This window comes from Pantoea sp. CFCC18177, assembly GCF_059412425.1.
Genome location: NZ_JBNBPL010000018.1, coordinates 65,771 through 91,717, shown reverse-complemented (window position 1 = coordinate 91,717; position 25,947 = coordinate 65,771). Strand labels below are relative to the sequence as shown.

Sequence of the window (25,947 nt, the reverse complement as noted above, 5' to 3'; positions counted from 1 at the left end):
TAAATGGCGGTTAAATCAGGGATTTTTGTTGGTGCTGTAGATTACGGAGAAGAATTCAGAAAGCAGGCGTTGAATATTTTACAGAGAATATGGTGCATCCAGGAGGATTCGAACCTCCGACCGCTCGGTTCGTAGCCGAGTACTCTATCCAGCTGAGCTATGGATGCATTAGGGGTCTAACTGATATTACTGATGAAACATACTGAGAGAAGTATGAATAAAACAGAATGGTGCATCCAGGAGGATTCGAACCTCCGACCGCTCGGTTCGTAGCCGAGTACTCTATCCAGCTGAGCTATGGATGCATTGAGATATTTTCTTACGATGGAATTACTGCAATCAACCTGGGAATGATACGAAGAATGGTGCATCCAGGAGGATTCGAACCTCCGACCGCTCGGTTCGTAGCCGAGTACTCTATCCAGCTGAGCTATGGATGCATTGAAATAATTCTTGTATAACGCAGGGTGCTAACAACTCACCATGAAAGGAACTGCTCGTTCACTCTTACTTCATCTTTCCGAATGGTGCATCCAGGAGGATTCGAACCTCCGACCGCTCGGTTCGTAGCCGAGTACTCTATCCAGCTGAGCTATGGATGCATCGGAAATGGCGGTGAGGCGGGGATTCGAACCCCGGATGCAGCTTTTGACCGCATACTCCCTTAGCAGGGGAGCGCCTTCAGCCTCTCGGCCACCTCACCTTACGCTTTCTTACTGCCTGTGCTTTTGAACTTTGTTTCTGCTCATCGGCACTGCGTGGCGCACATATTACTTTCCCGCACTTATAAGTCAAACAATTTTTCCCGACTTTTTCTTGATAACTGTTTGTTTGCACAAATGACGCGCAATTAGGATGTTTTGCCAACAAAAAGATTGATTTATCAACAGCGAAAGCACGCTGCAGTTAACAAAATGGGAAGAAAGAAATTGAGAACAAAGGGGGAATAAAAGAGGTGGAAGTGAAGAAAAGCGGTAGCGCCTCGCACGATGGCGAGGCGCTGAATCCGTTAGTAACTCGTTTGCTGAGTTTTTTCGGCCTGAATGCGCTGATAGATCTCTTCGCGATGCACCGAAACTTCTTTAGGCGCGTTGACGCCAATACGTACCTGGTTACCTTTGACACCCAGCACCGTTACAGTCACCTCATCGCCAATCATGAGGGTTTCACCAACTCGACGAGTTAGAATAAGCATTCTTTGCTCCTTGAAAGATTAAAAGAGTCGGGCCTGTTCGATCTCCCGGCCATATCCATCATATAACGCTGAACAATGCCTATGACAAATACACCATTGTGCATCGCCACGCCAATACATTCTGCTGATAGTTAGTTTAGCCGAAATACACCACATCAACCGGACTTTGTCATTTACGGGTGCACATCGCGATAAAAAGCGCCAGTACTCGGGGTGCTGGCGCTCTTCACGATGCTTCGCTTTATTTCGTTACAGTCGGTTACTCACCCAGTCCGGCACGCCAGCCAGCGCCCCAGCCAGCGCCTGAGGATTGGTGCCCCCAGCCTGAGCCATATCTGGACGCCCACCGCCTTTACCCCCGACCTGTGCAGCCAGTTCGCCCACCAACTCACCCGCCTTAACACGATCGGTCAGGTCTTTTGTGACGCCAGCAATCAGCGAAACTTTACCTTCTGCGACGGTAGCCAGCACAATGATGGCAGAACCCAGCTGATTCTTCAGATCGTCCATCATGATGCGCAGCATTTTCGGTTCGACATTGCTGAGCTCACTGACCAGCAGCTTCGTCCCTTTCACATCCACGGCTTTGCTGCTTAGTGATGCACTTTCCTGCGCAGCTTGCTGATCACGCAGCTGTTGCAGCTCTTTCTCAAGCGCACGCACGTTATCAACCAGACCGCGAACTTTTTCATTCAGATTACTGCTGTTGGCTTTCACCACATTAGCAATATCAGACAACTGGTCACTCTGCGCATGTAGCTGTGCAATCGCACCCTCACCGGTCAGCGCTTCGATGCGACGAACGCCTGCAGCGGTACCTGACTCAGATTGGATACGGAACAAGCCGATATCACCGGTACGTGCCGCGTGTGTACCACCACACAACTCGACGGAGAATTCACCCATGCTCACTACACGAACACGCTGCTCATACTTCTCGCCAAACAGCGCTGTTGCACCGCGCGTTTTCGCCTCATCCAGATCCATAACATCGGTCTGAATCAGCAGGTTGCGGCGAATCTGCGTGTTAACAATATCCTCAACAGCACGAATCTGCTCAGGCTTCATCGCTTCAGTATGCGAGAAATCGAAACGCAGATATTTGTCGTTATTCAGTGAGCCTTTCTGCCCAACATGATCGCCTAACACTTCACGCAACGCGGAATGCATCAGGTGGGTTGCTGAGTGGTTCAGAATGATGCGAGCACGACGCTCTTCATCCACCTGCGCATTTAAGCGATCGCCCACGCGCAATTGACCTTGTTTCAGCTTACCGATATGACCGAAGGCTTTGCCATACTTCTGGGTATCCTGGACGCTAAATTCAGCATTCTGCCCAGCGAGGACACCGGTGTCGCCCACTTGGCCGCCGGATTCACCATAGAATGGCGTTTCGTTCAGAATCACTACCGCATCCTGACCTGCAGTGATTTCTTCAACCTGTTGGCCGTCAACGAACAACGCCTGTACGGTCGCGTCCAACTGCAGTTGATCATAGCCTTTGAACTCGGTGGCCGTATCAAAACGGATAACGCTGTTGTAGTCGGCACCAAAGCCACTGGCTTCACGCGCACGCTGGCGCTGCTGTTCCATGGCAGTTTCAAAACCGGCTTCATCAATCTTCAGATTGCGCTCGCGGCAAACGTCTGCGGTTAAGTCTGCAGGGAAACCAAAGGTGTCATACAGACGGAACACGGTTTCGCCATCCAGCGTATCGCCTTGCAGCTTGGCCAGCTCGTCATCCAGCAATGCCAGACCACGTTCCAGCGTCTTAGCAAACTGCTCTTCTTCATTTTTCAGCGCATTTTCAACGTGCTTCTGCTGGCGTTTCAGGTCTTCACCTGCATCACCCATCACGTCAATCAGTGGCGCAACCAGTTTATAGAAGAAGGCTTCTTTGGCGCCTAACATGTTGCCGTGACGCACCGCGCGACGAATGATACGACGCAACACGTAGCCACGGTTTTCATTAGATGGGATCACACCATCAGCAATCAGGAAAGCACAGGAACGAATATGGTCGGCGATAACGCGCAGCGATTTGTTATTCAGATCTGTTGCACCTGTTACCTGCGCAACAGATTTAATCAGCTTGGCAAACAGATCGATTTCATAGTTGGAGTTAACGTGCTGCAGTACCGCGGCGATACGTTCCAGACCCATGCCGGTGTCCACTGACGGTTTTGGCAAGGGTTGCATGGTGCCGTCAGCCTGACGGTTGAACTGCATGAAGACGATGTTCCAGATCTCAATATAGCGATCGCCATCCTCTTCCGGGCTGCCCGGAGGACCGCCCCAGATATGATCGCCATGATCGTAGAAAATTTCGGTGCACGGGCCGCATGGACCGGTATCACCCATCTGCCAGAAGTTATCAGAAGCGTAGGCACTGCCTTTATTATCGCCAATGCGAATAATACGTTCGCGCGGTACGCCGACGTCGTTAGCCCAGATTTCAAAGGCTTCATCGTCGGTTTCGTAAACGGTCACCCACAGACGATCTTTTGGCAGATTGAACCACTGCTCACCCGTCAGCAGTTCCCAGGCATAAGCAATCGCTTCTTTCTTGAAGTAATCGCCAAAGCTGAAATTGCCCAACATTTCAAAGAAGGTATGGTGACGTGCAGTGTAACCTACGTTCTCCAGGTCATTGTGCTTGCCACCGGCACGTACACAACGCTGAGACGTGGTCGCGCGTGCATAGTCGCGCTTATCCTGACCGAGGAAAACGTCTTTAAACTGCACCATCCCGGCGTTGGTAAACAGTAACGTCGGGTCGTTGTTCGGTACGAGGGAGCTGCTGGCTACAACCTGATGTCCCTTGCTATGAAAAAAGTCGAGAAACGCTTGACGGATCTCAGCAGTGCTCTTGCTCATATAATTCCTGGAATCACGCTAACGAACGTTCCCTTTCGCTGGCAAACTGCAACTGCAGGCTCACCGCTGATTGAGGAACAAAAAGTGGGAATAAGATAAATTTTCTTCAGTGGGAAGTAAAATCCCATTGCCTTTCAGCTGTCAAAATTTCTGAAAACGGCCTGAATATCTTCCATCATAAAGCCTTTTGACATCAAAAAGCGCTGTACTTTGCCCTTCTCAGCCCAGGTTTGCGGTAATGGATCACCGAACTTACGCTTGGCCAGATCGGCTGCACATTGGCTCCAGTCGATTTCGGTAGCAAATAATGCCTGGTCGATCTCCTCGCGACTGATGCCTTTTTGCTGTAGTTCCATGCGTACACGCTGTGGCCCATAGCCTTTACGGGCACGGCTCTGAATAAAGCGTTCGGTAAAGCGTTGGTCGTTGAGCCAACCGCTCTCCTGACACCAATCGAGCACTTTCTCCAGCAACTCATCGGCGATGGGCACATGATCCTGTTGTTGCATATATGCCGCGCGTTGTGAAGAGAGCTGCAGCTTGCGTTTCAGTTCGTCACGGCTATGGTCGCGTTGCGCCAATATACGCATTGCGCGATCCAGTAAACGAGAGAATGTCGGCTCAGATGCCGCAGGAGATGATGATGGCATATGTCTTACCTTGGTTTATCTGTGGCGCAGGGTAAAGCAAGAAGGAGTCGAGGGGAAGCACAAGCGGGGAAAAGCAAAACGGGAGCATGGCTGCTCCCGTCGGTATGTTAGAAATCTTCGTTGGTTTCGCTGGCTTCTTCGTAATCCCCTGTCGGGATGTCCGCAGCACCCGCGTCTGCTGTGGCACCGGTCAGCAGCAAATCACGCAGCTTTTTGTCGATCTCGTTGGCAATCGCTGGATTCTCTTTCAGGAAGTTAGTCGAGTTTGCTTTACCTTGACCAATCTTCTCACCGTTGTAGCTGTACCATGCACCGGCTTTCTCAACCAGCTTGTGTTTTACGCCGAGGTCAACCAACTCACCAAAGGTGTTGATGCCTTCGCCGTACATGATCTGGAATTCAGCCTGCTTAAAGGGTGCAGCAATTTTATTCTTCACCACTTTCACACGGGTTTCGCTCCCCACCACTTCATCGCCCTCTTTGATCGCACCGATACGGCGGATATCAAGACGAACAGAAGCATAGAATTTCAGCGCGTTACCACCGGTGGTGGTTTCTGGGTTACCGAACATCACACCAATCTTCATACGAATCTGGTTGATGAAGATCAGTAACGTATTGGATTGTTTCAGGTTACCGGCCAGTTTACGCATCGCCTGGCTCATCATACGAGCTGCCAGACCCATGTGCGAATCACCGATTTCGCCTTCGATTTCAGCTTTTGGCGTCAATGCAGCAACGGAGTCAACAATGATGACGTCTACTGCACCCGAGCGTGCCAGCGCATCACAGATTTCCAGCGCCTGCTCACCGGTATCCGGCTGTGAACACAGCAGGTTATCGATATCTACGCCCAGTTTCTTGGCGTACACCGGGTCAAGGGCGTGCTCGGCATCAATAAAGGCACAGGTTTTACCTTTGCGCTGTGCCGCGGCAATAACCTGCAGCGTCAGCGTGGTTTTACCGGAAGATTCTGGTCCATAAATCTCAACGATACGGCCCATTGGCAAACCGCCGGCACCCAATGCGATATCGAGTGAAAGTGAACCGGTTGAGATGGTTTCAACATCCATCGAGCGGTCTTCACCCAGGCGCATGATCGAGCCTTTACCAAATTGTTTCTCAATCTGGCCCAGCGCGGCTGCTAAAGCTTTCTGTTTGTTCTCGTCAATCGCCATTTCCACTCCTAATCATGCTGGGTAAGCCGACATCATTGTGTGCCTGCTCGTTCTGTTGCCGGTAATTATACTGTATGACCATACAGTATCAAGTTTAATTTGTCAGAAATTCATCAAGCAGCGTTTGCAGTGCCCAGCAGACGGACTGACGGCGCACTGCATCTCGGTCTCCGGAAAAGTTCTGCCGCTGCGTCAGTACGCGGCCATCCGGCCCTGCAATCGCAAACCAAACCGTGCCCACTGGCTTCTCCTCCGAGCCGCCATCTGGTCCGGCAATACCACTGACGGCGATGCCATATTCAGCAGCGGCCGCATTGCAGGCCCCTCGCGCCATTTCGCGTACCGTTTGCTCGCTCACCGCGCCAAACTGTGCCAGCGTAGTGGCTTGCACCGCCACCATCTGTTGTTTGGCTTCATTGCTGTAAGTCACAAAGCCACGCTCAAACCAGGCAGAGCTACCGCTAATGTCAGTAAAGACTTTGGCAATCCAGCCACCGGTACAAGATTCCGCGGCTGTTACTGTTGCCTGGCGCGCTTTTAGCTGTTCACCAATGCGCTGGCTCAACTGCTGTAACTGTTGGTCGTTCATCGCCCTCTCCTGTTATGGCGCTTCACGTTAGCAATAAATGGTGTGGCAGGAAGCTCTTTTCAACCACTACCACGCCATTTTACAGCGAAGATCTCAGCTTGCTCAGCGCGTTTTCACCGCAACCATAAACAATCGCGGGAACGCCAGCAAAACCTGGCCGTTACTGCGAGCGGGATAGGCAGGAATTAACGCTTGATGATAGTCATCAAGAAAATCTGCCTGTTGTTTTTCATCCAGCCCGGCGAGGAAAGGACGCAAACCGGTCGCTTTTAGCCAGGTGATAATGCCTTGCGCATCGGCCATCGGGTGGTAATAGGTCGTGCGCCAAATATCCACCCGGCAACCTGCATCTCCCAGCAAATCAAAGTAGTTTTCGGTCGACAACAGGCGTTTCCGATCTGCCGCCTGAGGAGAAATGAGATCCTGCCAGCGTTCGCGGGCGGCAACCTCACGCATAAAGCGGTGTGACGGCTCTTCCAGGTTGTCTGGCATCTGTACGGCTAATGCTCCGCCCACATCCAGTTGATTAACCAGGTGCGGCAGTAGCGTCTGATGGTCAGTCAGCCATTGTAGAGAAGCATTGGCATAAATGACTTGCTGAGGCTGTGCGGCCTCCCAGGTGCGAATATCCGCCTGCAAAAAAGTGCTGGAGGGCAGACGCGCCTGCGCCTGTTCCAGCATTGCAGCGGAACTATCGATGCCCGTGATCTGCGCATCCGGCCATTTCTGCGCCAGCAGTTCAGTGCTATTGCCGGGGCCACAACCGAGGTCGGTGGCATAATGCACGTGAATATCAGGGATACGATCTAACAGTTCACGCGCGGGACGCGTGCGCTCCGATTCAAATTGGCGGTACAGCTGTGGATTCCAGTCTTGCATGTCAACGCTCCTGTCAGGCTGAAGTGCCTCACACTAGCTTTATTTCCTTTGAGAACAAGAAGAGAAAAGTGCGATGTCTCACCTTTTTACGTTTTAGCACTGGTACAAATAGTTCAGGCCCCCTAAGTTAAAACAATGTTTCATTTTTAATTAAAGGAGAGCGCTATGGCTGCACAACCTGAACTCGCGGGCGTCTGGTGTCCGTCAGTGACCCCTTTTGATCAACACAATAAACTGGATATTGATGCGTTAGGCCGCCACTTCGCGCGTCTGAGCACATCGGGAATTGACACCCTGCTGCTGATGGGCAGCATCGGTGAATTTGCTTCACTGACCCAACAGGAAAGGCTCCAGCTGATTCGCGAGGCTCGCTCGCTGTCTCCACTGAGCATGGTGGCGAATGTCTCCAGTACCTGCATTCCCGATATGTTACAACTGGCCGAGGCAGCCTGGCAAAACGGCTATGATGCCGTGATGGTATTGCCGCCCTACTATTATGGCCAGACGCCAAAGCAGCTGCTGAGTTACTTTAAATCGCTGGATAAACAGTTGGGTGGCAAGTGGTTTGCCTATAATTTTCCAGCCCGAACCGGCTGTGATCTGACACCGGCGTTAGTGGCAGAGTTAGCTTCAGAGCTGCCGCAGTTTATCGGTATTAAAGACACAATGGATTGCTTGTCTCATAACCGGGCATTAATTGAAGAAACTAAAAAGGTGCGCAGTGATTTCACCGTACTGTCGGGTTATGACGAATATTTGCTGCCTAATCTGCTGGCAGGCGGCGCAGGTGTGATCTCCGGGCTGAACAATATCGTGCCGGAGTTATTTGCTGAGGCGATGCAAGCCTGGCGCGCGGGGGAGTTAAATAAACTGACGCAGATCCAGCAACGTATCGGAGAACTGATGGCGATTTACACCATTGGCGATGACTTCGTGACTACCATCAAAACCGCAGTCGCCCGCAAGTTTGATTCAATGAGCAGTCACTCACGCAATTTTGGCGGTGAACTGACGGCTGAGCAATGTGAAGCTATCGATCGTTTACTGATGTGAGGACAGCACAGGACGGCCATCCGCCGTCCTGCTATCAATTCTTTTTCACGAATTCTGATTTGAGCTTCATTGGACCAAAACCATCAATCTTGCAATCGATGTTGTGGTCGCCCTCGACGAGGCGAATGCTTTTGATTTTGGTGCCAATCTTCAGCGTTGAAGAGCTGCCTTTCACTTTAAGATCTTTCACCACGGTCACACTGTCGCCATCAGCCAGTAGATTGCCATTGGCATCTCGCACCACTAAGCCTTCCGCGGCAGCATCAGAGGACATAGACCAGATATGGCCACAGGATGGGCAGTTCAGGTTGTCACCGTCTTGCCAGGTATAATCAGCCTGACACGCAGGGCAGGCGGGTAAAGTCGTCATAATTGTTCCTTGGAAATAAGCATGCAGTGAAGATGGCACCGCAAAAAGGGGCGCCATCTTATACCCTTACACTTTACAAGGACAGTATTAAAACATATTGCCTTGCCGCGCTTTTGCTACTGCTTCGCCCAGTTGCCATACGGCCATTGCATAGTGCGTACTGTGGTTGTAACGCGTAATGACATAGAAGTTTGGCAGACCGAACCAGTATTGATAGCTGGTACCGAGATCGAGGCGCAGCAGACTAGCCTGATTATTGCCATCCAACGATCCCTGCGGTGTCAGGCCGCTTGCCATCAATGTGTTCACCGGATAAAGGGTTTTGAAGCCATTTTCCAACGCAGGTGCCTGGCCACTGGCCGGAACAGCAACATTCTGACCGGCACGCCAGCCGTGCTCTTTAAAGTAGTTCGCAACGCTGCCGATGGCATCTACCGGGTCCCACAGATTAATGTGACCATCACCATTGAAGTCGACCGCATACTGTTTATAAGAAGATGGCATAAACTGGCCATACCCCATTGCACCGGCAAATGAGCCACGCAGATCCAGCGGATCATCCTGCTCCGTGCGCGCCATCAGCAGGAAGGTTTCCAGCTCGCTACTGAAATAGGCCGCGCGGCGAGGATAGCTAAAGGATAAGGTGGCCAGCGCATCCAGCAAACGCGTTTTACCCATCACCCGGCCCCAACGCGTTTCGACCCCAATGATCCCCACAATGATTTCAGGTGGCACACCATAAACCTGCTGGGCACGCTGTAATGCGTCCTGATATTGATTCCAGAACGCCACTCCATTCTGCACATTATCCGGCGTGATGAATTTGTTGCGATAACGGATCCAGGCGCCGTTTGGCCCGGTCGGTGGCGTATAGCTCGGTGCCTGTTGGTCCATCAGGCGCAGCACATAGTCGAGACGCTTCGCCTGGCCAATCACGGCATGCAACTGGTCACGGTTGAAACCGTGTTTTGCCACCATTTGATCTATAAACTGCTCAGCCGCCGGATTGCCAGCGAAATCACCAAACATCGGCTGAACGGCGTGTGAAGGTTCCAGTAAAAAACCACCTTTAGGTGCAGGCACAACGGCGGATTGCTGCTGGGGTGCAGGCTTACTACTACAGGCAGCAAGCAAGGCAATAAGCGGAAGAAAAGCAACCTTAAAACGCATTAGATATCCATAAGCCAGATGAAACCGGAAGCCCACATGGTAATCGTTCAGCCATGCGGGATACAGAGCAATATCTTAAATTTACGCTGCTTTCCGCCCATTTCAGTGGGTTGCAATGTAAATTTGCGAAACCGCTCTGCACTTTCGCTTTATCTCCCGATTTTGCTTTTTATCCCTTAGCGCAATTTGTTAAGGTCGGCAGCCAGAAACCGTTGCTTGCTGATGAAGGCGACCGGGCAAAAATGCTAGTATCTGCGCTTTGGTTGTCCGCCCACCGGACAACGCGTTACCCTGGCTGACATGACTCAGCTGCCAACATCAAAAGAGTTAATTTTGAGTGAAAACGAGATGAAAGGAGCAGCGCAAATGGACTTTACTGGCCACACGCCCATGATGCAGCAATATCTGCGCCTGAAGGCCGACCATCCTGAGATCCTGCTGTTCTATCGGATGGGCGATTTCTACGAGCTGTTCTATGACGATGCCAAACGCGCATCGCAGCTACTGGAGATCTCACTCACTAAACGCGGTGCATCAGCGGGTGAACCTATCCCCATGGCCGGCGTGCCCTACCATGCTGTCGAAGGTTATCTGGCAAAACTGGTACAACTCGGTGAATCCGTGGCGATCTGTGAGCAGATTGGCGATCCGGCACTGAGCAAAGGCCCGGTTGAGCGTAAAGTAGTACGTATTGTCACGCCAGGCACCATCAGTGATGAAGCGTTGTTGCAGGAGCGCCAGGACAATCTGTTGGCAGCCATATTCCAGAGCCCACGCGGTTTTGGCTATGCCACGCTGGATATCAGTTCAGGGCGTTTTCGCCTGAGTGAACCCGCAGATCAGGAGACCATGGCCGCTGAACTGCAGCGTACCAATCCGGCCGAACTGCTCTACCCTGAAGATTTCCAGGCCATGATGCTGATTGATCAGCGTCGTGGCCTGCGCCGTCGTCCTCTGTGGGAATATGAGATTGATACCGCTCGTCAGCAGTTGAATCTGCAATTTGGTACGCGCGATCTCAGCGGTTTTGGTGTTGAACAGGCGCATTTAGCGCTACGTGCAGCGGGCTGTTTGCTGCAGTATGTGAAAGACACCCAGCGCACGGCTTTGCCACACATCCGCTCGGCCAGTATGGAACGCCAGCAGGATAGCGTGATCATGGATGCCGCCACACGTCGTAATCTCGAGATTACCCAGAACCTGGCAGGCGGCATCGAAAATACGCTGGCGGCAGTGTTAGATAAAACCGTTACCCCCATGGGCAGCCGTATGCTGAAGCGCTGGCTGCATATGCCGCTACGGGATGTCACCACGATTAGCTGCCGTCAGGAGTCGATCGCAGAACTGCAATCACTGAGCCAGGAACTGCAGCCGGTGTTGCGTCAGGTGGGTGACCTGGAGCGTATTCTGGCGCGTCTGGCACTTCGTACCGCCCGTCCACGTGATTTGGCCCGCATGCGCCATGCATTCCAGCAACTTCCCGAACTCAACCAGCTGCTTGAGGGCGTTGAATCGACGCAACTCGCGATGCTGCGTAATCAGATGGGGGATTTTGCTGAGCTTCGCGAATTGCTCGAACAGGCTGTAATTGAATCACCGCCAGTGCTGGTGCGTGACGGTGGCGTAATCGCGCCCGGTTACAATGCCGAGCTGGATGAGTGGCGTGCGCTGGCGGATGGTGCCACTGATTATCTTGATCGTCTTGAGATTCGGGAACGTGAAAAACTGGGGCTGGATACGCTGAAAGTCGGCTTCAATGCTATTCATGGCTATTACATCCAGGTCAGCCGCGGTCAAAGTCACCAGGTACCGATTCACTATGTGCGCCGCCAGACATTGAAAAATGCCGAGCGTTACATCATTCCTGAACTGAAAGAGTATGAAGACAAAGTCCTCACTTCAAAAGGAAAAGCGCTGGCGCTGGAAAAAGGGCTTTATGAGGAATTACTGGATCGCTTAATGCCGCATCTGGAAGCACTGCAACTCAGCGCTGCAGCGTTGGCAGAGTTGGATGTGTTGGCGAACCTGGCAGAACGCGCATGGACACTCAATTACTGCCGCCCGGTGTTGCAGGAAAAAGCTGGCATTCGTATTACCGCTGGACGTCATCCGGTGGTAGAACAGGTGCTCAAAGAGCCGTTCATCGCCAACCCATTATCGTTATCGGCCCAGCGTCGCATGTTGATCATTACCGGCCCGAATATGGGCGGTAAAAGTACCTACATGCGTCAAACTGCCTTGATCGCCCTAATGGCGTGGATTGGCAGCTATGTGCCTGCTGAAGAAACCGTGATTGGCCCAATTGACCGCATCTTCACCCGCGTCGGTGCTGCCGATGACCTGGCTTCTGGGCGTTCCACCTTTATGGTAGAGATGACAGAAACCGCCAATATCTTGCATAACGCCACTGAAAACAGTCTGGTGTTGATGGACGAAATTGGGCGCGGCACCTCTACTTATGATGGCCTCTCGCTGGCGTGGGCCTGTGCAGAAAGCCTGGCGAATCGCATCAAAGCGATGACGCTGTTTGCCACACATTATTTCGAACTCACCACGTTACCGGAGAAAATGGAAGGCGTGGTCAACGTCCATCTGGATGCGGTGGAGCACGGCGATACCATTGCCTTTATGCACAGCGTGCAAGATGGCGCAGCCAGTAAAAGTTACGGTTTGGCCGTGGCTGCATTGGCCGGTGTGCCAAAGGACGTGATTAAACGTGCGCGCAATAAACTGAAAGAGCTGGAAGCGTTGTCCGGTCACTCGGCAGCTTCTACGGTGGAAGGGTCGCAGATGCAGTTGTTGGTCGCCGAGACATCACCTGCTGTGGATGCACTCGAAGCGTTGGATCCCGATAGCCTGACACCGAAACAGGCATTGGAGTGGATCTACCGTCTCAAGACCCTGGTCTAGTGGATAGCGGGTTTCGGCAGGCTATGACGCCGCTAACCCGCCTAATCGCCTGCCAACTAACGCGCATAAAAAAACGGTGACCCAAGGGTCACCGTTTTTATTACCGGTTACGGCTTATTCACGAAACAGTGCTTCAATGTTGAGGCCCTGAGTCTGCAAGATTTCACGCAGACGACGCAGACCTTCAACCTGAATCTGACGGACACGCTCACGGGTCAACCCGATTTCACGGCCTACATCTTCCAGCGTCGCCGCTTCATAGCCTAACAGGCCGAAACGACGTGCCAGCACTTCACGCTGCTTGGCATTCAATTCAAACAACCACTTAACGATGCTTTGTTTCATATCATCGTCCTGCGTGGTGTCTTCTGGACCGTTGTCTTTCTCATCGGCCAGGATATCCAGCAGCGCTTTTTCGGAATCTCCACCCAGCGGTGTGTCAACCGAGGTAATACGCTCATTGAGACGCAGCATACGGCTTACGTCATCAACCGGCTTGTCTAACTGCTCAGCAATCTCTTCTGCACTCGGCTCATGATCAAGCTTGTGCGAAAGTTCACGCGCGGTACGCAGGTAAACATTTAACTCTTTAACGATGTGGATCGGCAGACGGATGGTACGGGTTTGATTCATGATCGCCCGTTCAATAGTCTGACGAATCCACCAGGTGGCGTATGTCGAGAAACGGAACCCACGTTCTGGGTCAAACTTCTCCACGGCACGGATGAGGCCGAGATTACCCTCTTCAATCAGATCCAGCAGCGCCAGACCACGATTGCTATAACGACGGGCAATCTTCACCACCAGGCGTAAATTACTTTCTATCATGCGGCGGCGAGAAGGAATGTCACCTCGCAATGCACGACGAGCGAAGAACACTTCTTCTTCCGCCGTTAACAAAGGAGAGTAACCAATCTCACCGAGGTAAAGCTGCGTCGCATCCAAAACGCGTTGCGTCGCACCCTGTGACAACAGCTCTTCTTCAGCTACTTCGCTATCACCAGGTTCGTTCTCAACGAGAGCCTTCTCATCAAAAACCTCAGCTCCGTTCTCCTCGAATTCCGCATCTTCATGTAACTCGTTAACTTTCAGCGTATTCTGGTTCATAAGCGGCTCCTACCCGTGATCCAAGGGCAGAACACCAAGGTTCTGCCGGATTATCGCTGCGGTAAATAACGCAACGGGTTTACGGATTTCCCCTTGTAACGAATTTCAAAATGTAATCTTACCGAACTGGTTCCGGTGCTACCCATGGTAGCTATTTTTTGCCCCGCCTTAACTTCCTGTTGTTCCCGGACCAGCATAGAGTCGTTGTGGGCGTAGGCGCTCAGGTAATCATCATTGTGTTTGATGATGATTAAATTACCGTACCCACGGAGCGCGTTGCCTGCGTATACCACCCTTCCCGATGCAGTGGCGACGACAGGTTGTCCACGCGAACCGGCGATATCGATCCCTTTGTTTCCGCCTTCCGCAGCGGAGAAGTTATCGATGATCTTCCCATCAGTCGGCCAACGCCAGCTTCCCACTGGCGTTGTGCTGTTAGTCGTGCTGCTGACTGTGGGCGGTGCGGTAACCGGAGCTGTGGTCGTTGCCACATTATTTGCCCCTTTCGACGGCAGCATTTTACCGCCTGTCGAACCCGAATCATCAGAATACGTAATAACAGGTTGCTGTGCAACAGGGGCAGATTTAATTTGCGTCTGGTTGGATGCAACCGGCACTCCGCCTTGCGTGGCGTCCGCTGCGGTTATCGCGTTACCACCGGTGATAGTCTGGCCATTACCGTTGCCAACCTGTAGAACTTGCCCAGCTTCCAGGCCATACGGGGCCGGGACGTTATTGCGTTGTGCGAGGTCGCGGAAGTCATTGCCGGTAATCCAGGCAATGTAGAAGAGGGTATCACCGCGTTTAACGGTGTAAGTCTCACCACCGTAACTGCCTTTAGGAATATTCCCATAATTTCGGTTGTACACGATGCGACCATTTTGCGTGACAACATTATTATTGCCACTAACCATTCCACCTGAGGGCGCAGCCGATGGTGTACCACCGCTTAACATTCCTCCGTGTGGCATGGCAGGCACCGTGCTGTTCTGGGATGAGAGCATGCCACCACTCGGCGCAGAAGACATACCGCTGTCCGCACCACCGCCGCCAACCTGGCTAATCGGTGCCTGGGTATTGTCGCCAGAGCTACAGCCCGCCAACCAAAAACCGACCAGTGAAAGTGCCGCCAAACGGCGTAATTGAAATACTGTGCTTCCCGTGCTCATTGATCCCCCGTTATGGCAATCCTGGATAAAACTGTATGACCGCGACGACCACATTTTTCACTACTGAGTAGGTTGAAAACGGTCTTTCGCATTGATTAACAAGGATAGTAACAATATCAACTGCGCCGTGCCATGTAACAGTTGTGAAGAATTACGTAGCGACGGCTCAGGCCAGATCGCCTTGAACTAACGGCACAAAGCGGACGGGCTCGATGATTTCTTCAACAAATTCATCACCCTGACGACGTAAACGCTTTAACACCTGCTGATCTTCGCCCACTGGCAGCACCATTCTGCCACCCTCACCTAATTGCGCTATCAGCGCAGTCGGAATTTCAGGGGGCGCCGCCGTGACGATAATGGCGTCAAAGGGCCCACGTGCCGCCCAGCCTTGCCAGCCGTCGCCGTGTCGCGTGGAGATATTATGCAGGTCGAGTTGTTTGAGGCGACGCTTGGCCTGCCACTGCAACCCTTTGATCCGTTCCACGGAATAAACGTGATTAACCAGATGTGCCAGAATGGCAGTTTGATAGCCAGAACCGGTGCCAATTTCCAACACGCGCGATTCCGGGTTCAGTTCCAACAAGGCCGTCATGCGCGCGACCATGTAGGGCTGTGAAATTGTCTGTCCGTTACCAATCGGTAGCGCAACGTTTTCCCAGGCTTTGTGTTCAAACGCCTCATCGATAAAGCGTTCACGCGGGACATCTGCGATGGCTTTCAGCAAATGCTCATCGAGAATCCCTTGTGCACGCAGTTGCTCTAACAGCGTTTCGATGCGCCGGTTCACCATGCCAGAGTGTCCTCAGCCTGGATCAGCCAGTCACTTAATACCTCTTGCGCCGCGTGTGCCGTCAAATCCACATGCAGTGCAGTCAGTGAGACATAACCCGCATCCACCGCCGCGAAATCGGTATCGGGGCCTGCATCAAGCTTTTCCCCTGGTGGGCCAATCCAGTAAAGCGTGTGGCCGCGCGGGTCTTCAGTACAGATCACCTGATCGGCAGGATGGCGACTGCCGCAGCGCGTGACGCGAAAACCTTTAATGTCGGCTAACGGCACGTCAGGCACATTGATATTCAGGATACGCCCAGTACGCAGCGGCGTGTGCGACAAGGCACGCAACAGCGTACAGGTCACGGCGGCAGCGGTAGCATAATGCTGATGTCCATTCAGTGAGACAGCCAGCGCGGGCAATCCGAGATGACGGCCTTCCATCGCCGCCGCTACGGTACCGGAATAGATCACGTCATCACCCAGATTGGGGCCGGCATTGATCCCCGAAACCACAATATCCGGGCGCGGTTGCATCAGTTTGTTGACCCCGAGAAACACGCAGTCAGTCGGTGTACCCATCTGCACCGCGATATCCCCGTTTTCATGGGTGAAGGTGCGCAATGGTGTTTCCAGCGTCAGGGAATTTGATGCGCCGCTACGATTGCGATCGGGCGCGACAACCTGCACTTCCGCAAACTCACGCAGAGCGCGAGCCAGCGTCTGAATGCCGGGAGCATGAATACCATCGTCGTTGCTGAGCAATATCCGCATCGGTTCCTGACCTTTGTTCATTCAACGGGTCCCTGACTCTCCAGATCGTCATCGTTCTGACGCCCTAAATGAGAGGCAAGGATGTTTGCATTCTAGCGGTGAGGCGCGGGAAGTGGTAGACGTAAATCACGGAACTTACGGCGTTTGCCGCAACAATGCGCAGCTGGAGCGTGAAAAAACCCGGCGTTGAAGCCGGGCTATTGAACAGATGAAAAGCTTATTCGTCACTGATAGGCGCAGCGGCACCATTGCTCAGCAGTTCACGCACCACGCTGGTGGCAAAACTCCCGGCAGGCAACCAGAACTGCATTTCCAGCGTCACATCATCCCACCAGTTCCAGCTCAGATCTTTCGGCACCACCAGCATCGCGCGGCGTGCAGCATCCACTTTTTCGCGATCGAGCAATGTCAGCAGATCCGTGGCCGCAGCCAGCTCTTGTTGTTCAAAAGCCAGCGCCTCGCCCTGAGGTCCTAAATCACCGCGACCCGGCAACGGTGCGGTAATACGCAACCCATGATTATCCACGCGTTGCTGTAAGTCAGGCAGCTCTTCTGCCTGCGCCACAAACCAGCTGCCACGCCCGGCCAGTTGCAGTGCGTCACCCACTTGCACGCGATCCAGCGCGCCATCACGTTGCAAACGTACACTGGTCACCTGATTGAACAAGTGGCTGCGCGCCGCAGATAACAAAATACCTTTCATGCTGCGATCGCGTGGACGGAATTTTTCTTCCCCCCACAGCCTGGCCTGCGTCAGGTTATTACCGCCGCGCCCAAAGCGCTGTTCGCCAAAATAATTAGGCACACCGCCTTGCTGGATACGTTGCAGTCGCCCTTCCACCTCGGCGCGGTCAGAGACCTGCCTGACCACCAAACGGAATGCATTTCCCGCCAGCGCGCCCGTACGCAGTTTGCGCTTGTGGCGGATCACCTGCAGGATCTCGACACCTTCCAACTGGAAGCCTGCCAGATTTGGCATGCCATTGCCCGGCACCCGGAAACACAGCGTCTGCTCCGTCACCGCATGACGATCTTTCATGCCGGCATAGCTCATGTCGCGCTGATGCACACCCAGAAATTTGGCGATGGCTTCCGCCACAAAGCGAGTGTTGCAGCCGATTTTACGGATGCGCACCAACACCTGCTCACCTTCGCCATCATAGGGATAGCCGAGATCCTCAATCACCACAAAATCTTCGGGATTGGCTTTGATGACGCCAGTTGCGCTCGGTACGCCATGCAGGTAAAGCAGCTCACTCATCCTTAATCAGCCTTCACCAGCAGGGCCACAGCTTCGCAGGCAATGCCTTCACCGCGACCGGTAAAGCCAAGCTTCTCGGTGGTGGTCGCTTTGACGTTGACGTCATCCATATGGCAACCCAGATCTTCGGCGATGTTGACGCGCATCTGCGGCACATGTGGCAACATTTTCGGGGCCTGAGCGATGATGGTGACGTCCACGTTGCCGATGCGATAGCCTTTCAGCTGGATACGACGCCAGGCTTCGCGCAGCAGGCCACGGCTATCGGCACCTTTGAATGCTGGATCGGTATCCGGGAAGAGCTTGCCGATATCGCCCATCGCCACCGCGCCCAGCAGGGCATCGGTCAGCGCGTGCAGCGCCACATCACCATCTGAATGGGCAATAAAACCGTGCTCGAAGGGAATTCGCACCCCGCCAATCACCAACGGACCTTCGCCGCCAAAAGCGTGAACGTCAAAACCGTGACCGATACGCATCATGCGCGCTCCTTTAAATCAATCTGGGTTAGATAGAAGGCCGCCAGCGCCAGATCTTCTGGCCGCGTCACCTTGATATTGTCACTGCGTCCGCTCACCAACTCGGGATGATAGCCGCAGTATTCCAGCGCCGAGGCTTCATCAGTAATGGTAGCGCCTTCATCGAGGGCGCGCGTCAGGCATGCGGTCAGGAGTGGATGCGGGAAAAATTGCGGCGTCAGCGCGTGCCATAAATCTTCGCGCTCAACGGTATGGGCAATGGCTGTTTTGCCCGGCTCAGCGCGCTTCATGGTGTCTCGCACCGGTGCCGCAAGGATTCCACCGACTTTACTGTGCTCACGAATCGCCAGCAGCCGCGCCAGGTCATCAGGATGCAGGCACGGACGCGCCGCATCATGCACCAGCACCCACTCGTGGTGTTTAATTGCCTGTAATCCGGCCAGTACCGATTCAGCGCGCGTGTCGCCGCCGGTCACGCGCAATACGCGCGGGTCCTGCGCCAGAGGTAGTGAGTCGAACCAGCCGTCATCCGGGCTGATGGGCACAATCACTTGTTTCACCGCTGGGTGCGCCAGTAAGCGCGCAACGCTGTGTTCAAGAAGGGTAAATTGACCGATGGTCAGATACTGTTTGGGGCAAGCAGCCTGCATGCGGCTGCCGACGCCCGCGGCAGGCACCACGGCAATCACATCCGCAAGGGAAGAGAGGTTGTTCATGGTTTATCGTTGTTGATTTTGCGCAGCTTGTTGCGCGTTACGTTTGTTCTGGTCTGCCACCAGGCGATAGAAAGTCTCGCCGGGCTTAATCATGCCCAGTTCATTGCGTGCACGTTCCTCGATCGCTTCAGAACCGCCATTGAGATCGTCAATTTCGGCAAACAGCTGATCGTTACGCGCTTTGAGTTTGGCGTTATTCGCCTGTTGTGACGCGACGTCTTCATTGACGCGCGTATAATCATGAATACCGTTCTTACCCAGCCACAGAGAATATTGAAGCCATCCCAGCAGCACGAGCAACAGTAGCGTCAGTTTTCCCATCCCCGCCCCCTGAAAAACGGCCCAATCATCCCATAACTTCGCACAGGACTCCACAGTCGCAGCGAAAATGCCGCGCATTGACCGTTGCCTGTACAAATAATAACGGGACGGCAGGTAAAGTTTTGTAACCTGCCGATGCGTTTACACATCAGGTGAGCGTTACCAACCAGAGAGAAATGAGAACAACAGCCAGAAAAGGCACACGACGACGATGGCGGTGATCACGCCACTCACGATGAGACGGCCCCGAATCATCAGGCTAAGTACGATGCCGATCAGAACAGATACAGGCAACAACGCGAGGAAGAACGGCCACGTATACAAGAAGAAGAATAACGTGTTGGAGCCGTAGAGCATGAACGGAATCGCCAGTGCGCACCAGTACGAGAGAAAGCCAATCACGCCACCCGGCAACGATGAGATCGGCTCATCCGGGGTGCGTTCATCTTTGCGTGTCAGCATGGGGGTAACGTTCTGCATAGAGATCCTGTTGACGCTAAAACGCGGCAAACCCCAAGAGATTTGCCGCTGTCGGTTCAGGATCTGATGATATCGCGGTGACGCAGGAGGTCTAACAATTGGGCGGTCAGTTTTGTAACCAATTGTTCCCCATCAAGATGGATTTCTGGCGCGTCTGGTGCCTCATAAACGCTGTCAATGCCGGTGAAATTGCGTAATTCACCGGCGCGGGCCTTTTTGTATAAACCTTTGGGATCGCGCGCTTCGCACACCGCCAACGGGGTATCAACAAAAACCTCAACAAACTGCCCTGCGCCGAGCAGTTCACGCACCATCTGGCGTTCAGCGCGATGGGGCGAAATAAAGGCGGTTAACACCACTAACCCGGCATCCACCATTAGTTTCGCTACTTCACCTACACGCCGGATGTTCTCTTTGCGGTCGTCATCGCTGAAACCAAGGTCACGGCACAGACCGTGGCGCACGTTATCCCCATCCAGCAGATAAGTACTGACACCTACGCGGTGCAGCGCCTGCTCCAGCGCACCCGCCACCGTGGATTTTCCCGAGCCCGAAAGCCCGGTGAACCACAGCACCACCCCTTGATGGCCGTGCTGCTGCTCACGCTCTTCCCGCGTGACAGGATGGTCATGCCACACCACGTTTTCGTCGTGTTGCGCCATTACTTGCCACCCAGCAGGTCGCGAGCGTTCCAGTGCGGGAAGTGACGACGCACCAACGCATTCAACTCCAGCTCAAAATCACTGAATTGACCAGCCTGGGCGCGCGCTTCGGTCTGCGGTTGGTTGATCATCCCCGCCCCCACGGTCACGTTACTCAGACGATCGATAAAGATCATGCCACCGGTAACCGGGTTCTGCTGATAGGCATCCAGCACCATCGGCTCATCAAAGGTGATTTCCACCAGACCGATACCGTTCAACGGCAGGCTTTCTACTGCACGTTTCTCCAGCGTGTTGATCTCAACCTGATGAATGATCTTCTCGATACGTCCACGCGCTTTCTTGCCCGCGATCTTCACTTCATAGCTCTGGCCCGGCTGCAGTGGCTGTTCAGCCATCCACACCACATCCACGGTAGCGGATTGCACCGCTTGCAGGTCGGCACCGGCATCGACCAGCAGATCGCCACGGCTAATGTCGATTTCATCCTTCAGCACCAGCGTAATCGCTTCACCAGCCGCCGCTTCCTGCAGATCGCCATCAAAAGTAACGATGCGAGAGACGGTGGATTCCACGCCAGATGGCAGCACTTTGACGCGCTGGCCCACCTGCACCGTGCCCGAGGCCAACGTCCCGGCATAGCCACGGAAATCGAGGTTCGGACGGTTTACATACTGCACCGGGAAACGCATCGGTTGATGATCCACCACGCGGTTTAGCTCAACGGTTTCCAGCACATCAAGCAACGTTGGGCCGCTGTACCAAGGCATAGTGACGCTTGGCGTCGCAACGTTATCCCCTTCCAGCGCAGACATCGGCACAAAGCGAATATCCAGATCGGCGGGCAGCTGTTCCGCGAAATCAAGATAGGACTGCTTAATCTGCTCGTAGGTCTCCTGGCTGTAATCCACCAAATCCATCTTATTGATGGCCACCACCAGGTGTTTGATCCCCAGCAGCGTGGAGATAAAGCTGTGACGACGGGTTTGATCCAGCACGCCTTTACGCGCATCAATCAACAGAATCGCTAAATCACAGGTCGAAGCACCGGTCGCCATATTACGGGTGTACTGCTCATGTCCCGGCGTGTCGGCGATAATGAACTTACGCTTCTCGGTGGAGAAGTAGCGGTAGGCCACATCAATGGTGATGCCCTGCTCGCGCTCGGCTTGTAAGCCATCCACCAGCAGCGCGAGATCCAGCTTCTCACCTTGCGTACCGTGACGTTTGCTGTCGTTATGCAGTGATGACAGCTGATCTTCATAAATCTGGCGCGTATCGTGCAGCAGACGGCCAATCAAGGTACTTTTGCCGTCGTCCACGCTACCGCAGGTCAGGAAACGCAGCAGGCTTTTATGTTGTTGCGCGGTCAGCCAGGCTTCTACGCCGCCCTGATCGGCAATCTGTTGTGCAATTACGGTATTCATCTGCGTCTCCTTAGAAATAACCCTGACGTTTCTTCATTTCCATCGAACCGGCCTGGTCACGGTCAATCACACGTCCCTGGCGTTCACTGGTGGTGGAGACCAGCATCTCTTCAATAATTTCCGGCAGCGTCTGTGCTTCAGACTCCACCGCACCGGTCAGCGGCCAGCAGCCGAGGGTACGGAAACGCACCATGCGCTGCTTGATCACTTCACCTGGCTGCAGATCGATACGATCGTCATCAATCATCATTAACATGCCGTCGCGCTCCAGCACCGGACGCGGTGCAGCAAGGTAGAGCGGCACAATTTCGATGTTTTCGAGGAAGATGTACTGCCAGATATCCAGCTCGGTCCAGTTGGAGAGCGGGAACACGCGGATGCTTTCGCCTTTGTTAATCTGGCCGTTGTAGTTGTGCCACAGCTCAGGACGCTGGTTTTTAGGGTCCCAGCGGTGGAAACGATCGCGGAACGAGTAGATACGTTCTTTGGCACGTGATTTCTCTTCATCACGACGCGCACCGCCGAAAGCGGCATCAAAACCGTATTTGTTCAGCGCCTGCTTCAGACCTTCGGTTTTCATGATATCGGTATGCTTGGCGCTGCCGTGCACAAACGGGTTGATGCCCATCGCCACACCTTCCGGGTTGCGGTGAACCAGCAGCTCGGCACCCATGTTTTTCACCGTGCGATCGCGGAACTCGTACATTTCACGGAATTTCCAGCCGGTATCAACATGCAGCAGCGGAAATGGCAGCGTGCCCGGATAGAAGGCCTTACGCGCCAGATGCAGCATCACCGAAGAGTCTTTACCGATGGAGTACATCATCACCGGATTACTGAACTCGGCCGCTACCTCGCGGATGATATGGATACTCTCTGCCTCCAGTTGGCGCAGATGAGTAAGTCGATTTTGGTCCATAATTTTTCCTCAAGCCAAATTGACAACGGCGGACTCGCGAGCCCCCTGCTGTGCCGAATGTTGGAACCAGGCGAGTTGCCCGTGTAAATTCACCACTTCGCCAATCACGATCAGTGCTGGCGTGGGCGCGGCAACAGCCAGCGCCTCAAGTTGATCTAATGTTCCGGTCAGCACTTGCTGATCCTGACGCGTGCCGCAACCGATCACCGCCACTGGCGTGGTGGCTGCGCGTCCATGTTCGATAAGGCCCGCCGCAATTTCCGCTGCTTTCATCGTGCCCATATAAATCGCCAGCGTCTGACGCGCACGCGCCAGTGAAGGCCAGTCAATGCCTGCGCTGTCACTGCGCAGATGGCCGGTAACAAACAGCACGCTCTGCGCGTGGTCGCGGTGAGTCAGTGGGATACCCGCATAGGCAGTCGCGCCTGCGGCGGCGGTAATGCCCGGCACCACCTGGAAAGGAATGCCTGCCGCTTTAGCCGCCTGCAACTCTTCACCACCACGGCCAAAGATAAAGGGATCGCCACCTTTCAGACGCACCACGCGTTTGCCCTGCTGTGCCAGTTCGACCAACATGGCATTGGTCTCTTCCTGTGAAACGGAGTGCGCCCCGGCACGTTTTCCCACGCAGATGCGATCGGCATCGCGGCGTACCAGCTCCAGCACCTCGTCACTCACCAGATGGTCATACAGCACCACATCCGCCAGTTGCATCACTTGCAAACCGCGCAGGGTCAGCAAACCGCTGTCACCTGGCCCTGCACCCACCAGCGTGATTTCGCCCTGGTTATCGGTGTTGTTTTCCAGCTCACGATCCAGAGTACGGCGCGCTTCATTGACGTTGCCAGCAGACATCTGGCTGGCGAAAAGGCCATTGAATGCCCGCTCCCAGAAGCGGCGACGTTCAGACATGCTGCGATAGCGCTGTTTCACTTTGTCGCGCCACTGCCCTGCCACTTCAGCCATCTGACCGAGATTGGCGGGCAACAGCGCCTCAATTTTTTCACGCAACAGGCGAGCCAAAACCGGGGCTGTTCCGCTGGAGGAGATCGCCACCACTAAGGGAGAGCGGTCGACAATGGAGGGGAAGATAAAGCTGCACTTCGGCTGATCGTCTACCACGTTAACCAGCTTGTGACGCGCATTCGCCGCATCAAACACCTGCGCGTTAAGCGCATTGTCATCGGTCGCAGCGATCACCAAAAATACGCCGTCGAGTTGTGTTGGTTCGAAGCTGGAGGCGATCCACTCAATCGCGTTAATATCCAGCAGCGCCTGCAACTCATGGCCGAGATCGCGTGCTGCTACCCGCACGCGCGCACCGGCGCGACGCAGCAGTTCGATTTTACGCGCAGCGATTTCGCCACCGCCGACAACGAGCACTGGGCGGTTTTTGAGATCGGCAAAGAGAGGCAGATAATCCACGTTAACCTTGCTAGTTTTACAATAAGTTAACGCGACTATACTTTCCCACCTTCTGGCAGATGAAATTACGAATTAGCATTAGTAGTTACTGAATGGAATAACGGCCCAGGATTGCTGATAACAATTTGTGCTTAACAAATGATATTGCTGGTGTTTCGGAGCAATTCAAATTGTGCAAACGCGGTCACAGTTTCATACTAACTCAGAATTTTTTTAGCATGACGGGATGTCAGTAAAGGACCATTACTATGTTTGCCACTCTCCGCCGCACCGTGCTGGCTGCACTGATCGCGGGCGGTTTGCCTTTCTTTGCCCAAGCTGCCACTTACACGCCAGGGCATTTTGCTGAACAGCAACTGCGCCACATTGCCACCTATTTCCCCGGCCGCATGAGCGGCAGCCCTGCCGAACTCATGACCGCCGATTATCTGCAACAGCAGTTCACCGAGCTGGGCTACAAGAGCAATACCCGCCAGTTCAACACCAGCTACAACTGGTTAGAGCGCAAAGGTGAGACGCGTCCGCGCAAAGTCTCCGCCACCTCGGTGATTGCCGCTCGGGCGGGAAGCGTGCCGCAGGAAATCCTGATCGTCACTCATCTGGATACCTGGACGCCGCTCAGCCGCCACGAAGCGGATAACAATCTTGGCGGTCTGCGTCTGCAAGGTGTCGATGACAATGCCTCAGGCTTGGGCGTGATGCTGGAACTGGCGCAGCAGATGAGTAAAACCCCGCTGCATTACGGCGTACGCTTTGTCGCCTTGAGTGCCGGTGAAGCCGGGCTGCATGGCATGGACGATTACCTGTCGCGCATGAGCGTGCAGGAAAAGAAAAACACCCTGTTAGTGATTGATCTGAACAGCCTTATCGTTGGCGATCACCTCTACTTTAACAGTGGTACTAACACTCCCTCAGCGGTGCGCAAGCAAACCAGTGCACGCGCCTTGCAGCTGGCTCGTCGCTACGGCATTTCTGCCGCCAGCCACACCCTGGCTCCGCGTGACTATCCTGGTGTCAACCCGTTCGATAAAGCCGGGATGCCGTTGCTGGATGTCACCGCGGCGAACTGGGCACTGGGTAATAAAGATGGCGCACAGCAGCGGGCGCACTCCAGCCACTTCCCGGATGGCAATGTACGACATCAAACTGACCGGGATAATCTCACTTATCTGGATCGCTGGTTACCGGGTCGCATTACCCAACGCACACGCGACAGCGTGAAGATCTTACTGCCACTGCTCACCGAGCTGGCCAACCCAACAACTTAAGGATTTGCTATGTACGTGGTGTATCTGAACTATTTCCGTCCGGCAGAAGAAGCCGATGCGCTGCTGGCACCGCATATTGAATGGCTGGATCGTTATTTTGACAGCGGCGATTTTATTGCGGCAGGCCGTAAGGATCCGCGCACCGGCGGCATGGTGTTGGTGAAGGATATGGATCGCGCCCGCTTAGACAGCATTCTGGCGGAAGATCCGTTTGTGGCAGTCGCGCATTATGAGGTGACAAAAGTGAATGTGACGCGTGCTGCGGAAGCGTTTGCTGGGTTGAAAGGGATTTAA

The 25,947-nt window shown here is 53.8% G+C and carries 25 protein-coding genes and 5 tRNA genes; 4 read left to right on the top strand and 26 right to left on the bottom strand.

Annotation, left to right across the window (positions count from 1 at the left end):
- Positions 1 to 90: 90 nt before the first annotated feature.
- The 11 genes from ACPUC8_RS17880 to tam form a co-directional block, all read right to left on the bottom strand.
- Positions 91 to 167, bottom strand: a tRNA-Arg gene (locus ACPUC8_RS17880).
- A gap of 61 nt (positions 168 to 228) precedes the next feature.
- Positions 229 to 305: transfer RNA gene (locus ACPUC8_RS17875), tRNA-Arg, on the bottom strand.
- Between the two features lie 58 nt (positions 306 to 363).
- Positions 364 to 440 (bottom strand) — tRNA-Arg (locus tag ACPUC8_RS17870).
- A gap of 85 nt (positions 441 to 525) precedes the next feature.
- Positions 526 to 602, bottom strand: a tRNA-Arg gene (locus ACPUC8_RS17865).
- An 8-nt stretch (positions 603 to 610) separates the two neighbouring features.
- Positions 611 to 703: transfer RNA gene (locus tag ACPUC8_RS17860), tRNA-Ser, on the bottom strand.
- 306 nt (positions 704 to 1,009) lie between these two features.
- Positions 1,010 to 1,195, bottom strand: coding sequence for a carbon storage regulator CsrA (csrA, locus tag ACPUC8_RS17855; RefSeq protein WP_004155916.1), 186 nt, complete (start codon positions 1,193 to 1,195; stop codon positions 1,010 to 1,012).
- Positions 1,196 to 1,444: 249 nt separating this feature from the next.
- On the bottom strand, positions 1,445 to 4,072 hold the full coding sequence (gene alaS, locus ACPUC8_RS17850) for an alanine--tRNA ligase (RefSeq protein ID WP_494926930.1): 2,628 nt from the start codon (positions 4,070 to 4,072) through the stop codon (positions 1,445 to 1,447).
- 134 nt (positions 4,073 to 4,206) lie between these two features.
- Positions 4,207 to 4,722 carry a regulatory protein RecX gene (locus ACPUC8_RS17845; protein WP_231568853.1) on the bottom strand — a complete coding sequence of 172 codons (516 nt, stop codon included), beginning with the start codon at positions 4,720 to 4,722 and terminating at the stop codon, positions 4,207 to 4,209.
- A gap of 107 nt (positions 4,723 to 4,829) precedes the next feature.
- The gene (gene recA / locus ACPUC8_RS17840) at positions 4,830 to 5,900 is read right to left on the bottom strand and encodes a recombinase RecA (protein ID WP_039330782.1); all 1,071 of its coding nucleotides are present in this window, start codon (positions 5,898 to 5,900) and stop codon (positions 4,830 to 4,832) included.
- Positions 5,901 to 5,994: 94 nt separating this feature from the next.
- Positions 5,995 to 6,489 carry a nicotinamide-nucleotide amidase gene (pncC, locus tag ACPUC8_RS17835; RefSeq protein WP_039330780.1) on the bottom strand — a complete coding sequence of 165 codons (495 nt, stop codon included), beginning with the start codon at positions 6,487 to 6,489 and terminating at the stop codon, positions 5,995 to 5,997.
- A 102-nt stretch (positions 6,490 to 6,591) separates the two neighbouring features.
- Positions 6,592 to 7,368 carry a trans-aconitate 2-methyltransferase gene (tam, locus tag ACPUC8_RS17830; protein ID WP_039330779.1) on the bottom strand — a complete coding sequence of 259 codons (777 nt, stop codon included), beginning with the start codon at positions 7,366 to 7,368 and terminating at the stop codon, positions 6,592 to 6,594.
- Between the two features lie 165 nt (positions 7,369 to 7,533).
- Here tam and ACPUC8_RS17825 point away from each other — a divergent pair, with 165 nt between their 5' ends.
- Positions 7,534 to 8,421, top strand: coding sequence for a dihydrodipicolinate synthase family protein (locus tag ACPUC8_RS17825; protein ID WP_039330777.1), 888 nt, complete (start codon positions 7,534 to 7,536; stop codon positions 8,419 to 8,421).
- Positions 8,422 to 8,455: 34 nt separating this feature from the next.
- Here the strand turns inward: ACPUC8_RS17825 and ACPUC8_RS17820 are convergent, their stop codons facing one another.
- Both ACPUC8_RS17820 and mltB read right to left on the bottom strand, forming a co-directional pair.
- On the bottom strand, positions 8,456 to 8,791 hold the full coding sequence (locus tag ACPUC8_RS17820; protein WP_494926929.1) for a zinc ribbon domain-containing protein YjdM: 336 nt from the start codon (positions 8,789 to 8,791) through the stop codon (positions 8,456 to 8,458).
- A gap of 87 nt (positions 8,792 to 8,878) precedes the next feature.
- Positions 8,879 to 9,961 (bottom strand): lytic murein transglycosylase B, encoded by a 1,083-nt coding sequence (gene mltB / locus ACPUC8_RS17815; RefSeq protein WP_058973645.1) that lies wholly within the window; start codon positions 9,959 to 9,961, stop codon positions 8,879 to 8,881.
- 348 nt (positions 9,962 to 10,309) lie between these two features.
- On the opposite strand from mltB, the gene mutS reads away from it, so the two are divergent.
- Entirely contained in the window at positions 10,310 to 12,871 is a 2,562-nt protein-coding gene (gene mutS / locus ACPUC8_RS17810) for a DNA mismatch repair protein MutS (RefSeq protein WP_494926928.1), read from the top strand.
- Positions 12,872 to 12,985: 114 nt separating this feature from the next.
- On the opposite strand, the gene rpoS is transcribed toward mutS, so the two are convergent.
- The 13 genes from rpoS to cysG form a co-directional block, all read right to left on the bottom strand.
- Positions 12,986 to 13,978: an RNA polymerase sigma factor RpoS gene (rpoS, locus tag ACPUC8_RS17805; protein WP_039330767.1), complete on the bottom strand. Its 993-nt coding sequence runs from the start codon at positions 13,976 to 13,978 to the stop codon at positions 12,986 to 12,988.
- A gap of 50 nt (positions 13,979 to 14,028) precedes the next feature.
- Positions 14,029 to 15,147 (bottom strand): murein hydrolase activator NlpD, encoded by a 1,119-nt coding sequence (nlpD, locus tag ACPUC8_RS17800; RefSeq protein WP_039330764.1) that lies wholly within the window; start codon positions 15,145 to 15,147, stop codon positions 14,029 to 14,031.
- Between the two features lie 166 nt (positions 15,148 to 15,313).
- Positions 15,314 to 15,940 carry a protein-L-isoaspartate(D-aspartate) O-methyltransferase gene (locus tag ACPUC8_RS17795; protein WP_039330762.1) on the bottom strand — a complete coding sequence of 209 codons (627 nt, stop codon included), beginning with the start codon at positions 15,938 to 15,940 and terminating at the stop codon, positions 15,314 to 15,316.
- The gene (gene surE, locus ACPUC8_RS17790; protein ID WP_039330834.1) at positions 15,934 to 16,695 is read right to left on the bottom strand and encodes a 5'/3'-nucleotidase SurE; all 762 of its coding nucleotides are present in this window, start codon (positions 16,693 to 16,695) and stop codon (positions 15,934 to 15,936) included. The genes ACPUC8_RS17795 and surE overlap by 7 nt, the downstream gene beginning before the upstream one ends.
- Before the next feature lie 217 nt (positions 16,696 to 16,912).
- Complete coding sequence (gene truD, locus ACPUC8_RS17785; RefSeq protein WP_494926927.1) at positions 16,913 to 17,956, bottom strand: tRNA pseudouridine(13) synthase TruD; 1,044 nt, start codon at positions 17,954 to 17,956, stop codon at positions 16,913 to 16,915.
- A 2-nt stretch (positions 17,957 to 17,958) separates the two neighbouring features.
- A complete protein-coding gene (ispF, locus tag ACPUC8_RS17780; protein ID WP_039330832.1) occupies positions 17,959 to 18,435 on the bottom strand; it encodes a 2-C-methyl-D-erythritol 2,4-cyclodiphosphate synthase in 477 nt (158 codons plus the stop codon).
- Positions 18,435 to 19,151, bottom strand: a complete 717-nt coding sequence (gene ispD, locus ACPUC8_RS17775) for a 2-C-methyl-D-erythritol 4-phosphate cytidylyltransferase (protein ID WP_494926926.1) — start codon at positions 19,149 to 19,151, stop codon at positions 18,435 to 18,437. The genes ispF and ispD overlap by 1 nt, the downstream gene beginning before the upstream one ends.
- A 3-nt stretch (positions 19,152 to 19,154) precedes the next feature.
- Positions 19,155 to 19,472 (bottom strand): cell division protein FtsB, encoded by a 318-nt coding sequence (gene ftsB / locus ACPUC8_RS17770; RefSeq protein ID WP_039330755.1) that lies wholly within the window; start codon positions 19,470 to 19,472, stop codon positions 19,155 to 19,157.
- A 159-nt stretch (positions 19,473 to 19,631) separates the two neighbouring features.
- Positions 19,632 to 19,952 carry a DUF3561 family protein gene (locus tag ACPUC8_RS17765; protein WP_039330753.1) on the bottom strand — a complete coding sequence of 107 codons (321 nt, stop codon included), beginning with the start codon at positions 19,950 to 19,952 and terminating at the stop codon, positions 19,632 to 19,634.
- A gap of 56 nt (positions 19,953 to 20,008) precedes the next feature.
- On the bottom strand, positions 20,009 to 20,614 hold the full coding sequence (cysC, locus tag ACPUC8_RS17760) for an adenylyl-sulfate kinase (protein ID WP_058973650.1): 606 nt from the start codon (positions 20,612 to 20,614) through the stop codon (positions 20,009 to 20,011).
- Positions 20,614 to 22,041, bottom strand: a complete 1,428-nt coding sequence (gene cysN / locus ACPUC8_RS17755; RefSeq protein WP_058973651.1) for a sulfate adenylyltransferase subunit CysN — start codon at positions 22,039 to 22,041, stop codon at positions 20,614 to 20,616. The genes cysC and cysN overlap by 1 nt, the downstream gene beginning before the upstream one ends.
- Positions 22,042 to 22,051: 10 nt before the next feature.
- The gene (cysD, locus tag ACPUC8_RS17750) at positions 22,052 to 22,960 is read right to left on the bottom strand and encodes a sulfate adenylyltransferase subunit CysD (RefSeq protein ID WP_034823008.1); all 909 of its coding nucleotides are present in this window, start codon (positions 22,958 to 22,960) and stop codon (positions 22,052 to 22,054) included.
- A 9-nt stretch (positions 22,961 to 22,969) separates the two neighbouring features.
- A complete protein-coding gene (gene cysG, locus ACPUC8_RS17745; protein ID WP_039330747.1) occupies positions 22,970 to 24,385 on the bottom strand; it encodes a siroheme synthase CysG in 1,416 nt (471 codons plus the stop codon).
- Between the two features lie 248 nt (positions 24,386 to 24,633).
- On the opposite strand from cysG, the gene ACPUC8_RS17740 reads away from it, so the two are divergent.
- Together ACPUC8_RS17740 and ACPUC8_RS17735 are read left to right on the top strand one after the other, a co-directional pair.
- Positions 24,634 to 25,653: an aminopeptidase gene (locus ACPUC8_RS17740; protein ID WP_494926925.1), complete on the top strand. Its 1,020-nt coding sequence runs from the start codon at positions 24,634 to 24,636 to the stop codon at positions 25,651 to 25,653.
- A gap of 9 nt (positions 25,654 to 25,662) precedes the next feature.
- On the top strand, positions 25,663 to 25,947 hold the full coding sequence (locus ACPUC8_RS17735) for a YciI family protein (protein WP_494926924.1): 285 nt from the start codon (positions 25,663 to 25,665) through the stop codon (positions 25,945 to 25,947).

Excerpts from the sequence above, each read along its gene's own strand:
- csrA (WP_004155916.1), bottom strand. The coding sequence starts at position 1,195 with ATGCTTATTCTAACTCGTCGAGTTGGTGAAACCCTCATGATTGGCGAT.
- alaS (WP_494926930.1), bottom strand. The coding sequence starts at position 4,072 with ATGAGCAAGAGCACTGCTGAGATCCGTCAAGCGTTTCTCGACTTTTTT.
- ACPUC8_RS17845 (WP_231568853.1), bottom strand. The coding sequence starts at position 4,722 with ATGCCATCATCATCTCCTGCGGCATCTGAGCCGACATTCTCTCGTTTA.
- recA (WP_039330782.1), bottom strand. The coding sequence starts at position 5,900 with ATGGCGATTGACGAGAACAAACAGAAAGCTTTAGCAGCCGCGCTGGGC.
- pncC (WP_039330780.1), bottom strand. The coding sequence starts at position 6,489 with ATGAACGACCAACAGTTACAGCAGTTGAGCCAGCGCATTGGTGAACAG.
- tam (WP_039330779.1), bottom strand. The coding sequence starts at position 7,368 with ATGCAAGACTGGAATCCACAGCTGTACCGCCAATTTGAATCGGAGCGC.
- ACPUC8_RS17825 (WP_039330777.1), top strand. The coding sequence starts at position 7,534 with ATGGCTGCACAACCTGAACTCGCGGGCGTCTGGTGTCCGTCAGTGACC.
- ACPUC8_RS17820 (WP_494926929.1), bottom strand. The coding sequence starts at position 8,791 with ATGACGACTTTACCCGCCTGCCCTGCGTGTCAGGCTGATTATACCTGG.
- mltB (WP_058973645.1), bottom strand. The coding sequence starts at position 9,961 with ATGCGTTTTAAGGTTGCTTTTCTTCCGCTTATTGCCTTGCTTGCTGCC.
- mutS (WP_494926928.1), top strand. The coding sequence starts at position 10,310 with ATGAAAGGAGCAGCGCAAATGGACTTTACTGGCCACACGCCCATGATG.
- rpoS (WP_039330767.1), bottom strand. The coding sequence starts at position 13,978 with ATGAACCAGAATACGCTGAAAGTTAACGAGTTACATGAAGATGCGGAA.
- nlpD (WP_039330764.1), bottom strand. The coding sequence starts at position 15,147 with ATGAGCACGGGAAGCACAGTATTTCAATTACGCCGTTTGGCGGCACTT.
- ACPUC8_RS17795 (WP_039330762.1), bottom strand. The coding sequence starts at position 15,940 with ATGGTGAACCGGCGCATCGAAACGCTGTTAGAGCAACTGCGTGCACAA.
- surE (WP_039330834.1), bottom strand. The coding sequence starts at position 16,695 with ATGCGGATATTGCTCAGCAACGACGATGGTATTCATGCTCCCGGCATT.
- truD (WP_494926927.1), bottom strand. The coding sequence starts at position 17,956 with ATGAGTGAGCTGCTTTACCTGCATGGCGTACCGAGCGCAACTGGCGTC.
- ispF (WP_039330832.1), bottom strand. The coding sequence starts at position 18,435 with ATGCGTATCGGTCACGGTTTTGACGTTCACGCTTTTGGCGGCGAAGGT.
- ispD (WP_494926926.1), bottom strand. The coding sequence starts at position 19,151 with ATGAACAACCTCTCTTCCCTTGCGGATGTGATTGCCGTGGTGCCTGCC.
- ftsB (WP_039330755.1), bottom strand. The coding sequence starts at position 19,472 with ATGGGAAAACTGACGCTACTGTTGCTCGTGCTGCTGGGATGGCTTCAA.
- ACPUC8_RS17765 (WP_039330753.1), bottom strand. The coding sequence starts at position 19,952 with ATGCAGAACGTTACCCCCATGCTGACACGCAAAGATGAACGCACCCCG.
- cysC (WP_058973650.1), bottom strand. The coding sequence starts at position 20,614 with ATGGCGCAACACGACGAAAACGTGGTGTGGCATGACCATCCTGTCACG.
- cysN (WP_058973651.1), bottom strand. The coding sequence starts at position 22,041 with ATGAATACCGTAATTGCACAACAGATTGCCGATCAGGGCGGCGTAGAA.
- cysD (WP_034823008.1), bottom strand. The coding sequence starts at position 22,960 with ATGGACCAAAATCGACTTACTCATCTGCGCCAACTGGAGGCAGAGAGT.
- ACPUC8_RS17740 (WP_494926925.1), top strand. The coding sequence starts at position 24,634 with ATGTTTGCCACTCTCCGCCGCACCGTGCTGGCTGCACTGATCGCGGGC.
- ACPUC8_RS17735 (WP_494926924.1), top strand. The coding sequence starts at position 25,663 with ATGTACGTGGTGTATCTGAACTATTTCCGTCCGGCAGAAGAAGCCGAT.